The sequence below is a fragment of the Rubrivivax gelatinosus genome, from assembly GCF_004340905.1.
Lineage (GTDB): Bacteria > Pseudomonadota > Gammaproteobacteria > Burkholderiales > Burkholderiaceae_C > Rubrivivax > Rubrivivax gelatinosus.
This window is the reverse complement of sequence record NZ_SLXD01000004.1, coordinates 213,898-225,713: the sequence shown is the minus strand read 5'-3', so window position 1 is coordinate 225,713 and position 11,816 is coordinate 213,898. Positions and strand designations below refer to the sequence as shown.

The following is an 11,816-nucleotide window of genomic DNA, read 5'->3' as shown; positions in this document are numbered from 1 at the left end:
CACCCCATCGGCACGATCTCGGCGTCCTGCTCGACGTCCCGGGGCCGAGCGCGGGAGGGCCACGGCAGCGTTGATGCGCCACCGTCTCGCTCCAGCAAGGGAAGCCGTGGCGGGGCCGGCCGTCCGGGCCCCGCAAGCGCCGGTATGGTTGACGGCAGCTCCGGTTGCCGCCCATGTCCGAAGGCCTCTTCTCCCCTGCCCGCCTGCCCATCCCCGGCGTTCCCGTCGACCGCCTCAGCGCCACCCTCGTGCGCGTGCTGCCGACCACCCGTCTGCGGCTGTCGCTGGCCGACAGCCGTGAAGCCGCCTTCGCCGCCGCGCGCAACGAGACGCTGGCCGACGGCACCGAGGTCTGGCACCGCGCCTTCACGCACGAGGATCTGGCGCGTGCCGACGACCCGGTGTTCGCCATGGCGATGGTGCAGCACGAGTTCGCGCTGGCCGTGCGCGCCGGGGCGCGTTTGCCGGTCGAGCTGCCGCTCGTCGGCGGTGGCGGCGAGCACGACAGCTTCGTCAGCGACCACGACGGCTCGATGGGCAGCAGCGGCTCGCCGGTGTTCGACACCCAGAGCGGGGTGATCGGGGTGTTCTCGCGGGTGGCGGGCAACGGGCCGCGCAATGCGTTCGAGTACGGGGGGACGCCGCGGGTGCACGTGGGGGTGCGGAGCGTCGTGACGGCGATGGGGCGGGCGGCGACCGACTCCGAGGGTTGAGGGGGCAGCGTGGTGCCGGTGGCCGGCGCGATGGTGGCCTGGGGGTTGGCGCGGCATTCGACGCGCAACGGCGCACACAATGTTCGATGCCGGCAGCCGGCCGGCACCTGGCCACGCCCACCGATGTCTGACGATCTCTACTGCAAGGTCTACCTGGCCGGTGCCGCCGACAGCGCCGCCGCGAAGGCCGCGATCAGCGCCGCCACCGGCCAGCGGTTCGAGCGACGCGGCGCGCAGGTGGCCGGGTTGAGGGTCGAGGTCTTCGACAACGGCCAGCCCGGCTGGAAGGCCACCGATGCCGACGACGACTTCGTGCGCTGGCCGGTCTGCCTGGAGGTCGAGCCGATGGACGCGGACATGGCCCAGCCCGCATTCATCACGGCGCTGGCCGGGCTGCTGAACCGCCTCGATGCGCAGGGCCTGCGCAGCGTGCCCAGCTGCAACTTCGAGGACGAACTGGCCGCGGCACGCCGGACGCCGGTCGCTCGGTCGGATGCGCCCGCGCTGTAGTGGATGACTGTCGCTCAGCGTTCGAGTTAGGCCGCACCTACGGCACCAGATGCTCAAGAATCCAATCTGAGCCCTGACACGAGTATCTACGTCGATCGTGCATCCTGTCCTCCGGCGATGCGACCCAGAACTCGAAGAAGTCGGGTTCAACGCGCATGGTCACGACCGTTGCAGGAACTTGGCTGTCCGGACGAAGCCGGTCCGCAGCGCAGGCTCGTTCCGAGAGCAACTCATTCCGGCCTGAAATGACACTGCTTTGCCGCAATTGGTGCGCATGCATCAAGTCCGCCACTTTGCTGCCTGCGGGCTTGTTGCGCCATGCGTTCCTAAGTTGCTCGTCCTGCCGCCAACTCGCCCGGCCACGAACTCTTACCTGGCGAAGTGTCTTCGCCCAAAGAAAGAGTAGCTCGATCTTCCCGTTCTGTTCAAGGTGACGAATCTTCGGGCTATGTTCGCTTACATGAAAAGTGATTTCTCCCTCACCAATGGAGCGTATCGTCAAGGTCCTACAGCAAGGATAGCCATCGCTACCCACGGTAGCCACCACTGCGAACCACGCACTCGAATCCGCGGCCTCGATGGCCGCTCGTTGGTGCCGCATCAGCTCAGAGAACGGATCATGTTTGGCAAGCGAAGCGCATTGATCTGTGTTCATTCTGGAGCGAATGGTTGGGCGTCACCCGCTGCTGCGACCTCGTTAATGACGAACAAATGAAAGCGGTCGTCTTCTTGATCCTCGACGGCGCGCACGCTTCTGAAGGGCAGTCTTTTGAATGAGGACTGCCAGTGGCGCAAGGCTTGCTCATCCTTTCGGAAGACCGCGAAGAGCCATGTCCGCTCACTGTTGATAACGATTTTTGTCGTAGCTGCCGATGCAAGACCAAGCCTGCGATATTTCGGCAAGACAAAAAGATCCGCGAATTCTGATATTCGATTCCCCTCAAACTCGACGTCTTCAACAAGAGCGAAACCAGCAGGTTTTCCGTCGACTCTGAGAATGTATGCACGATAGGTGCTGGCAGAGTCGCTGTAGTCGAGCAGGTTGTCGTCATTGCAGTCGTACCTGCCGTCCTCTTGGATGTCTTCACCGCTCCAGTGTGTCGAGTCAAAGAAGTACAGCTGCAAAAGACGAGACAGAAGCATCTTCTCTTCGGGCTTCGCCAGTTCGATTGACAGATCATGCAGCATGTGACGCCTAACGTGGAAGCGAGGGGGCGCCGGAGCGCGCAGCGCGCAGCGCGGAGGAAACACAAGCGCAGCTTGTGGCGATTCCCTCGACTGTAGTGTCAGACACAAGCGTCTTGTGCATGAGCAAATTGGGAACAACAACCCCCCGAATGATTGGCGCTCTTTGCTCTACCACCAAGAAACCAAAGCGCTCGAAGAACGGCTGTGCGGTACGGCTTACGTCAGAACAGAGAGTAGCAATCGAGCGTTCGGCTGCGACGACATGCAAGTGCTGCATTAGCATTCTTCCAACGCCCATCCGAGCGAACTTCGCAGAAACAAAGAAGTGATCAATATAGCCGTCAGGTTGTATATCTGCGTAACCAACGATCTGTGCATCATGCTCAACCACGAAAGGTGAGATGCCTTGCATCCGCTCTCGCCACACATCTTGATCTAGATTATCTGGCGCCCACGCATTGATTTGATCAGCCGAATAATCTCTGGCCGCGAGGCCATGGATTGACGAATGAAAGACTGCGAACAAATCACTTTCATCACCAATGCGAAAGGGGCGGATGTGCATGATGCAGCTTGTGTTCAACGTGTTGTAGAGAGACAGACGCCGCGCCCTAAAATCGACGCGTGCCGCATAACGACGGACGGGTCAGCGAACCCAAGTGCTTGCTGCACTGCAACTTTCCGCCTGTTTACTGTATGTGAATACAGCACCAACTTGGCCCGCAAGTCCGGCAGCTTGTTGCAACGACTTCTGCGCCTCGCCGGAACTCAGGAGGACGGTATGCTGCCACCACTTGACGCGTTGGCGCCAGCACGCAGGCGCCTGCGGCCGGCCCAGGCAGACGCAGGCCCGCTGCCGCCACTGCTGTCCTTTGGACGCGCTGTCCGCCGCCAGACGCCACAAGGCGGACCTTGGCGAAGTTCTGCTCCTGGCCGCCTGCAGTCACTCAGCAGCTTCCAACGACAGTTCGCCCTCGCTGCATGGCAGTCATGTTCGCGCGCTGCGATGGCCGGCTCGCCGACGCAGGCCCAAGCCCCGATCCCCGACTGACCGGCACCGCGGCCTGCTGCCTCGATCGCCAGCCGTCCGCCAGTCAGCGCCGCGCCGGAGCGCCGCAGGTCGTCCTCATCCGCTCCACCTGGGCGGACACTCGTTTGCGCCAACGGCCGCCGGCGCCGGACCATGCAGCGCGCCCCGTGTCGTCGACACGATCGTCGTGCCCCATCGCCGTCAGAACCAAGGGAAAACCCTGGATTTGGGGTGCAGAAAACCGATTGCGTAAACGTTTTTTTGGTGTCCAAATCGTGTTCAGCAGGTCTCATCCCAACGCTTCGGCAGTGCCGACGGAGCATCGCCGAAGCGTCGGGTGGCGTCGTCAGGGGCCCGCTTCAGCGCGATTCGCCGGCGGCCGCCGGCCTACAACCTATCCAGAGGAGATCGTTGATGGACATCACTCGTCGCTTGACGCTCGTCACCGCCGCCTTGGCCCTCGGCGGCCTGGTCAGCCTTCCGGCCTACGCCGCCGACCCCGCCCCGGCCAAGGTCGGCCTGGTGATGAAGTCGCTCGCCAACGAGTTCTTCCGCACGATGGAAGACGGCGCCAAGGCGCACCAGAAGGCCAACGCCAAGACCTACACCCTGATCGCCAACGGCATCAAGAACGAGACCGACACCGCCGCGCAGATCAAGATGGTCGAGCAGATGGTGGCGCAGCGCGTCGATGCCATCGTCATCGCGCCGGCCGACTCCAAGGCGCTGGTGCCGGCGCTCAAGGCCGCCGCCGACAAGGGCGTGCTGATCGTCAACATCGACAACCAGCTCGACGCCGCCGCGCTGGCCGACAAGCAGTTCAAGGTGCCGTTCGTCGGCCCCGACAACCGCGTCGGCGCACGCCTGGTCGGTGACTATCTCGCCAAGTCGCTCAAGGCCGGCGACAAGGTCGGCATCCTCGAAGGCGTCTCGACGACCTTCAACGCCCAGCAGCGCACCCTGGGCTTCCAGGACGCGATGAAGGCCGCCGGCATCACCGTCGTCGGCGTGCAGTCGGCCGACTGGGAGATCGACAAGGGCAACACCGTCGCCGCCGGCATGATGCGCGAGCACCCGGATCTGCGGGCCCTGCTGGCCGGCAACGACAGCATGGCGATCGGCGCGGTGGCGGCCGTGAAGGCGGCCAACAAGACGGGCAAGGTGCTGGTCGTCGGCTACGACAACATCTCGGCCGTCAAGCCGATGCTGGCCGACGGCCGCATGCTGGCCACGGCCGACCAGTACGGCGCCAAGCAGGCCGTGTTCGGCATCGAGACCGCGCTCAAGGCGCTGCAGGCCAAGCAGAAGCAGGCCGACATGCCGGCGCAGGTCAAGACCGACGTCGTGCTGGTGACCAAGGGCGGCAAGTAATCGCCCCGGCCGGGCGCGGTGGATGGGCTGACGCCCGTCATCGCGCCGGCCGCCAACGTTTCAACGGAGTCCCAACGACGTGAGCGAAGTCGTGCTGCGGGTCGACCGCATCGCCAAGTCCTTCGGTGCGGCGCGTGTGCTGACCGACGTGTCCTTCGAGCTGCACGCCGGCGAGGTGCTGGCGCTGACGGGCGAGAACGGCGCCGGCAAGAGCACGCTGTCGAAGATCATCTGCGGGCTCGAGCAGCCCAGCGGCGGCGCCATGTCGCTGGCCGGCGTGGCGCATGCACCGCGCAGCCGCACGCAGGCCGAGCGCGCCGGCGTGCGCATGGTGCTGCAGGAGCTGGGCCTGATCCCGACCCTGACGGTGGCCGAGAACCTGCTGATCGACCGCCTGCCCAACCGCGCCAGCTGGGTCGACCGCGGCGCGCTGGCCGCGCAGGCGCGCGCGCAGCTGGCACGCGTCGGCCTGACGCAGATCGACCCGATGCTGCCGGTGTCCGCGCTGGGCATCGGCCAGCAGCAGATGGTGGAGATCGCGCGCAACCTGCAGGACGGTACGCGCGTGCTGATCCTCGACGAACCGACGGCGATGCTGACGCCGCGCGAGATCGAGCAGCTGTTCCGCGAGATCGAGCAGATGAAGGCCCGCGGCGTGGCCGTCATCTACATCTCGCACCGGCTCGACGAGGTGCTGCGCATCGCCGGCACGCTGGCCGTGCTGCGCGACGGTGCGCTGGTCAGCCTGCGGCCGATGCGCGGCGTGGCGGAGACCGACATCGTGCAGGCCATGGTCGGCCACGAGGTCGACGACCACGCCGAACGCCCGGCGCGCCCGGCCGGCGCCGCCGTGCTGCGCGCCCAGGGGCTGGGCCGCGGGCAGGCCGTGCGCGACCTCGACTTCACGCTGCACGCCGGCGAGGTGCTGGGCCTGGCCGGGCTCGTCGGCTCGGGGCGCACCGAGGCGCTGCGGCTGCTGTTCGGCGCCGACCGCGCCGACCGCGGCCGGCTGACGTTGTACGACGGCGAGCGCGTGGCTTACGAAGGCTGCGGCTGGCGCTCGCCGCAGCAGGCCATCGCCGCCGGGCTGGGCCTCGTCACCGAGGACCGCAAGTCGCAAGGCCTGCTGCTGCCGCAGTCGGTGCGCGTGAACACCACGCTGGGCGACCTGCGCGCCTTCACCGCCGGGCTGGGCTGGCTGCGCCAGCGCGCCGAACGCAGCGAAGCCGGCCGCTGGGTCGACACGCTGCGCGTTCGCTGCACCGGGCCCGAGCAGCCGGTGGGCACGCTGTCGGGCGGCAACCAGCAGAAGGTGGTGTTCGCGCGCTGGCTGCGCCGCGACTGCCAGGCGCTGCTGCTCGACGAGCCGACACGCGGCGTCGACGTCGGCGCACGCGCCGACCTCTACGCCCAGCTCGACGCGATGGCCGCCGCCGGCAAGGCGCTGCTCGTCGTCTCCAGCGACCTGCGCGAGCTGATGGCGCTGAGCGACCGCATCGGCGTCATGAGCGGCGGCCGCCTGGTGGCCACCTTCAAGCGCGGCGAATGGACCCAGCAGGGCCTGCTCGAAGCCGCCTTCAGCGAAACCGGCGGCGCCGCGGCCTCCAAGCCCGCACCCGTGGCCGCCCACTGAACACCTCCCCATGCAGGACAGAACGACGATGAACGCAGCCCCCGATACCCGCGCAACGCCCGCCGGCGCCTGGTCGGCCCTGCGCGGCCAGGCCGGCACCTATCTGGCGCTGACGGCGGTGCTGGTCGGCATGGTGCTGCTGTTCTCCAGCCTCAGCGAGTACTTCTTCACCCGCGACACGCTGCTGTCGATCGTCAACGAGATCCCGGCGCTGACGGTGATGGCCGTCGGCATGACCTTCGTGCTGATCCTGGCCGGCATCGACCTGTCGGTGGGCTCGGTGATGGCGCTGTCGGCGGCGGTGGCCGCCAGCGCGATGCTGAACTGGAGCACCGCGCCCTGGCTGGCCTCGCTGCTGGGGCTGGGCGTGGGCCTGGCCTGCGGGGCCGTGACGGGCGCGGTGTCGGTGGCCTGGCGGCTGCCGTCGTTCATCGTCTCGCTGGGCATGCTCGAAGCGCTGCGCGGCGGCGCCTACCTGGTGACCGACTCGCGCACCCAGTACGTCGGCCAGTCCATGGCCGCGCTGGCCGCGCCGGTGTGGGGCGGCATGTCGGTCGCGTTCCTGATCGCGCTGGCGCTGGTCGTCGTGGGCCAGCTCGTGCTGACGCGCACCACCTACGGCCGCTACATCATCGGCATCGGCACCAACGAGGAGGCCATGCGCCTGGCCGGCATCGACCCGCGGCCGGTGCGCATCGCCGTCTTCGCGGTGACCGGGCTGCTGGCCGGGCTGGCGGGGCTGATGCAGTCGGCACGGCTGGAAGCCGCCGACCCGAACACCGGCACCGGCATCGAGCTGCAGGTGATCGCCGCGGTGGTCATCGGCGGCACCAGCCTGATGGGCGGGCGCGGCTCGGTCGTGACGACGCTGTTCGGCGTGCTGATCATCGCGGTGCTCGACGCCGGGCTGGCGCAGATCGGGGCGTCGGACCCGAGCAAGCGCATCATCACCGGCTTCGTCATCGTCGCCGCCGTCATCGCCGACACGCTGCGCCAGCGCAGCCAGGCGGCGCGCCATTGAGGCGTCAGGTCGGCACCAGCGTTACCCGGACCCCGGCTCGCCGTGACCTCGAAATCGTCCCCCAGCACCATCCGCACCGTGGCCGAACGCGCCGGGGTGTCGGTGGCCACCGTCTCGCACGTGCTCAACGGCACGCGCCACGTCAGCGACGCGCTGCGCGCGCGTGTCGAGGCCGCCATGCGCGATCTCGATTTCGTGCCCAGCGCCATCGCGCGCAGCCTGAAGCAGCGGCAGACCCACACCATCGGCATGATGACGCCGAACTCGTCGAACCCGTACTTCGCCGAGATCGTGCAGTACGTCGAGGACCATGGCTTCGGCGCCGGCTACCACGTCGTGCTGTGCAACTCCAACGACGACCCGCGCCGCCAGAGCGCCTATCTGCAGGTGCTGGCCGAGCGCCGCATCGACGGCCTGGTGCTGGTGCCCACCGGCGACGACGCCACGGTGCTGGCCCAGCTGGACGGCCTGCGAATGCCGGTGGTGCTGCTGGACCGGCCGCTGGCCGGCATGCGCTTCGACGCCGTCTGCAACGACAACCGCGCCGGTGCGCGCCTGGCCGTGCAGCACCTCGTCGGCCTGGGCCACCGGCGCATCGGCTGCATCGGCGACAGCCCGGCGACGGCCGTCAGCTGCGAGCGCGAAGCCGGCTGGCGCGAGGTCCTGGCCGAGGCCGGGCTGGCGGATCAGGCGCCCGAGGTGCAGTACGGCCACTTCACCGCGCAAGGCGGCTTCGATGCCATGCAGCGCCTGCTGCAGCAGCCGCAGCCGCCGACGGCGGTCTTCGCCTGCAACGACGCGATGGCGATCGGCGCCCTCGGCGCGCTGGCCCAGGCCGGCCTGGCCGCGCCGGCGGACGTGTCGATCGTCGGTTATGACGACGTCGACCTGGCGCACTGGGTGCATCCGGCACTCACCACCGTCGCCCAACCCAAGCAGCAGATGAGCCGCCTGGCGGTCGATCTGCTGATCGAACGCATCGAGCGCCGGCGGCACGAGGCGCAGACGCGCGCGCTGGCGCCCAGCCTCGTCGTGCGCGCGTCGAGCGCCGCCCCGCGCGTGGCCGCCGCCGCACCTGCCCTCTAGGACAACGCCATGCCAGCCTCCACCCCGCCCCCCAGCCCGTCCGCCGGCAGCCCCACCGTCGCCGTCGTCGGCAGCCTGAACCTCGACCTCGTGCTGCGCGTGCAGCACGCGCCTGAAGCCGGGCAGACGGTGCAGGCCGACGGCCTGCAGCAAGTCAACGGCGGCAAGGGCGCCAACCAGGCGGTCGCCTGCGCGCGCATGGGCGCGCCGGTGCGCATGATCGGCTGCGTCGGCGCCGACGCGCCGGGCGAGCGGCTCGCCGACGGCCTGCGCGCCGAAGGCATCGACGTGCGCTGGCTGCGCCGCGACGCGCAGGCGTCGACCGGCACCGCCGTCGTCGTCGTCGAGGCCAGCGGCCAGAACCGCATCGTCGTGCACGCTGGCGCCAACGCCACGCTGGCCTTCGAGAACGACAGCGCCTGCGAACAGGCCCTGGACGGCTGCGCCGCCGTGGTGATGCAGCTCGAAACGCCGCTGACCACGGCCCGCCAGGTGGCCGAGACGGCACAGCGGCGCGGCCTGCGCGTGGTGCTGAACCCGTCGCCCAGCCTGCCGCTGGACGAGAGCTGGTGGCCGCTGGTTTCGCTGCTGATCGTCAACGAGAGCGAGGCCGAGGCCTACACCGGCATGCCGGTGGCCGACACCGCGGCTGCGGCGCAGGCCGCGCGCACGCTGCGCGAGCGCGGCTGCGCGGAGGTGCTGGTCACGCTGGGCGAGCACGGCGTGGTCGTCAGCGACGCCCGCGGCGAACGCCTGCACCCGGCCGTGCCGGTGGCGCAGGTGGTCGACACCACCGGCGCCGGAGACACCTTCCTGGGCGCCGTCGTGGCCGAGCTGATGGCCGGCCGCGACCTCGACACGGCGGCCCGCACCGGCTCGCGCGCCGCGTCGCTGTGCGTGCAGACGGCCGGCGCGCAGCCCAGCATCCCGCGCCGCGACAGCGCGCTGGCCTGCGCAGAACCCCCGCCCGCCGTGCCGCTGCCCGGCGGCGCCGCCCCCGCAACCTGGAGCCAAGCATGAAGAAGAACGGCCTGCTGCACCCGGAGCTGGCGCGCTGCATCGCCGCCCTCGGCCACGGAGACATGGTCGTGATCGCCGACGCCGGCCTGCCGGTGCCGCCCGGCCCGCAACGCATCGACCTCGCCGTGCGCGCCGGCCTGCCGGGGCTGGAAGACGTGCTGGCCGCGGTGCTCGGCGAGATGCAGGTCGAGTCGGCGTGGCTGGCCCAGGAAACGCTGGACCGCGCCGGCGGCGCCTGCCCGGGCTGGTACACGCGCCACCTGGCGCTGACGCCCCGCACCCTGACGCACGAAGAGTTCAAGCGCCTCACGCAGCAGGCCCGGGTCATCGTGCGCACGGGAGAGTGCACGCCCTACGCCAACGTCATCCTGGTGGCCGGCGTGACGTTCTGACGGCGTCGCGCTCGTCTTGTCCGGGGGCCGCCGCGCCCACGCTCGCCTGAGCGGCGCCCGCACGCGAGAGGGCGCCGGCCCGTGATCGGACGGGGATCACATCCCGTGTCCGAGCGGCGACGCTGCTGTGGTCACCGCAGTTGCTTCGTGCGGCATGACGCCGAGAACATGCGGCGGGCGCTGGAGGACTCCAGGTCGGGGCCTACGGGCGGATCTTTGCGGGCCTCGGGGCTGGAAAGGGGGCGTCCTCGCTCACGATTCCAGCGTGCTGGGCGTCGCGTGGATGACGCGCGTGGGTACGGTTCAGGTGGAACTTCGCGTGGGGGCGATCAACAGCGGGGAGGACTGCTTAAGACTGGGCTCGGTCATTCGCGATTCGGCAGCCAATGGAAGTGGCTGCCGAAACCTGCCATTCAACATCCCAAGCGCGAACCGACTTCGCCGAGACCGGCAGTCGTCATTTCGTATCCCTCGCAAGCTCGGTTGGTCAATTGCAGTTCTCGATCACCGCGATCTGCTCAGATCGACCCGCAACTGCCGCACGAAACGCCGATCATTTTGGTCCGATAGCTTCTACAGCCGCGTGACGCCAGGAGATTATGACAACGGGTCTTTACCTGCGAGGAGCATGACCGATCAACTCACGGGCGGCTTGATCGCCTGACGCTATCCCGTAGATAATCTTCTTCATGCCAAATGGAACTCCGACTCCCCAGGAACTCGTCGATGGCGAGGTTACATTCTTCTCCTTGGATACGGACGTGATTCAGGGTGCGGGATACAACTTCGAGAAGGGCGCGCTCAACCAACTCCCTCGGCAGTTGCCTCAATCCATGTCATTGAAGCTGACTGAAGTTGTCCTGCGAGAAGTCGTTGGGCACCGCATGGTTCCGGTCAAAGAGGCATCAGAGAAGTTCCTCGCCGCCACGCAGGCACTGGTTCGATTGACGGCGATGGACTTTGCGCCTGCGAGCCAGCACTTTGAACAGCTTGATGTGATTGCCTCTGCGACGAAACGGTTTGAGGACGACGTTCGACACTACGTCGGACAGTGCCGAGGCGAGGTCCTTAAGCTGGCGGATGTCAATTCCGGGCAACTTTTCGATGGCTACTTTGCAACGAGTCCGCCATTCGGAGTGAAAGCAGAGAAGAAGTCCGAGTTTCCAGACGCAGCGGCGCTGCAACTGCTTGAGGAACGAGCTAAGGGTTTAAACACGAAGGCCATCGTCGCCTCGAAGGACGGCGGGTGGAAGGCGTTTGCAGAGCAATCGGAGCGCATCTACTGCGTTGCATCGCTTGACGAGCTGACCTCTCTCTTCTCCGCAACGGACGAACATGCGCAGGCGGTCAGAGCGAAGATTGAAGCGGTGGTTTCGGATGAGAGCTCCGCCGTTCGGACTCAGGTTTCGGAATTGCTTCGAGTACACCTTTCAAATGCCGAATGGGGCATGGAAGAACTGTACAGTGCCAGCCACCGTTTCGAGGCCGAGGCTTCTTCGGCTGAGTTGGCGGGATACTCGATTGATACCGAGTCGCTCAACATTTGGAAGGTGGATGATGAGCCCGGCGCATGGGTGGTAGAGCTGACCGCGACCGTGCAGGTTGACGTGTCAGTCGATGTCCGGTTCTTTTTGTGGGACTCCATCGACCGAGAGGAACTCGCGATTGGCGGCCAGCAACACACCTTTTCAGAGGAAGTTGAGGTCGAGGTTTACCTCACATGCTATGCGGTGAAGCTAGATGCGGACCCTGATACCTGGGAAACCGAGGTGGAGGTCGGCTCAGGAAAGTACAGCTTAGAAGCCGCTGAAGTTGAACTCGACCTCTCAGGTGACGACTACTGACGCAGCAA

12 protein-coding genes are annotated in these 11,816 nt (G+C 67.4%); 9 read left to right on the top strand and 3 right to left on the bottom strand.

The genetic code is table 11. The annotated features are described in order from the left end of the window. Positions 1-173 precede the first annotated feature (173 nt). Positions 174-713 (top strand): hypothetical protein, encoded by a 540-nt coding sequence (locus EV684_RS08315; RefSeq protein ID WP_132646070.1) that lies wholly within the window; start codon positions 174-176, stop codon positions 711-713. Between the two features lie 123 nt (positions 714-836). Further along, positions 837-1,223, top strand: coding sequence for a hypothetical protein (locus tag EV684_RS08310; protein WP_132646068.1), 387 nt, complete (start codon positions 837-839; stop codon positions 1,221-1,223). 37 nt (positions 1,224-1,260) lie between these two features. Here the strand turns inward: EV684_RS08310 and EV684_RS08305 are convergent, their stop codons facing one another. Genes EV684_RS08305 through EV684_RS08295 form a run of 3 tightly spaced genes read right to left on the bottom strand, consistent with a single transcriptional unit; the run spans position 1,261 to position 2,976 of the window. After that, the gene (locus EV684_RS08305) at positions 1,261-1,878 is read right to left on the bottom strand and encodes a pyridoxamine 5'-phosphate oxidase family protein (RefSeq protein WP_132646066.1); all 618 of its coding nucleotides are present in this window, start codon (positions 1,876-1,878) and stop codon (positions 1,261-1,263) included. After that, positions 1,875-2,411 (bottom strand): GNAT family N-acetyltransferase, encoded by a 537-nt coding sequence (locus EV684_RS08300; protein ID WP_132646064.1) that lies wholly within the window; start codon positions 2,409-2,411, stop codon positions 1,875-1,877. The genes EV684_RS08305 and EV684_RS08300 overlap by 4 nt, the downstream gene beginning before the upstream one ends. A 7-nt stretch (positions 2,412-2,418) precedes the next feature. Further along, on the bottom strand, positions 2,419-2,976 hold the full coding sequence (locus tag EV684_RS08295; protein WP_132646062.1) for a GNAT family N-acetyltransferase: 558 nt from the start codon (positions 2,974-2,976) through the stop codon (positions 2,419-2,421). 879 nt (positions 2,977-3,855) lie between these two features. Between EV684_RS08295 and EV684_RS08290 the strand changes: the two genes are divergently transcribed. From EV684_RS08290 to EV684_RS08260, 7 genes are all read left to right on the top strand, one after another. After that, on the top strand, positions 3,856-4,812 hold the full coding sequence (locus tag EV684_RS08290) for a sugar ABC transporter substrate-binding protein (protein WP_132646060.1): 957 nt from the start codon (positions 3,856-3,858) through the stop codon (positions 4,810-4,812). A 79-nt stretch (positions 4,813-4,891) separates the two neighbouring features. After that, on the top strand, positions 4,892-6,445 hold the full coding sequence (locus EV684_RS08285) for a sugar ABC transporter ATP-binding protein (protein WP_132646058.1): 1,554 nt from the start codon (positions 4,892-4,894) through the stop codon (positions 6,443-6,445). 28 nt (positions 6,446-6,473) lie between these two features. Beyond that, the gene (locus tag EV684_RS08280) at positions 6,474-7,466 is read left to right on the top strand and encodes an ABC transporter permease (RefSeq protein WP_132646056.1); all 993 of its coding nucleotides are present in this window, start codon (positions 6,474-6,476) and stop codon (positions 7,464-7,466) included. A 42-nt stretch (positions 7,467-7,508) separates the two neighbouring features. After that, a complete protein-coding gene (locus EV684_RS08275) occupies positions 7,509-8,552 on the top strand; it encodes a LacI family DNA-binding transcriptional regulator (RefSeq protein ID WP_132646054.1) in 1,044 nt (347 codons plus the stop codon). 9 nt (positions 8,553-8,561) lie between these two features. Further along, positions 8,562-9,572 carry a ribokinase gene (gene rbsK / locus EV684_RS08270; RefSeq protein WP_132646052.1) on the top strand — a complete coding sequence of 337 codons (1,011 nt, stop codon included), beginning with the start codon at positions 8,562-8,564 and terminating at the stop codon, positions 9,570-9,572. Then, the gene (gene rbsD / locus EV684_RS08265; protein WP_132646050.1) at positions 9,569-9,964 is read left to right on the top strand and encodes a D-ribose pyranase; all 396 of its coding nucleotides are present in this window, start codon (positions 9,569-9,571) and stop codon (positions 9,962-9,964) included. Before rbsK ends, rbsD begins: the two co-directional genes overlap by 4 nt. 689 nt (positions 9,965-10,653) lie before the next feature. Next, positions 10,654-11,808 carry a PIN domain-containing protein gene (locus tag EV684_RS08260; protein ID WP_132646048.1) on the top strand — a complete coding sequence of 385 codons (1,155 nt, stop codon included), beginning with the start codon at positions 10,654-10,656 and terminating at the stop codon, positions 11,806-11,808. The last annotated feature ends 8 nt before the right edge of the window (positions 11,809-11,816 follow it).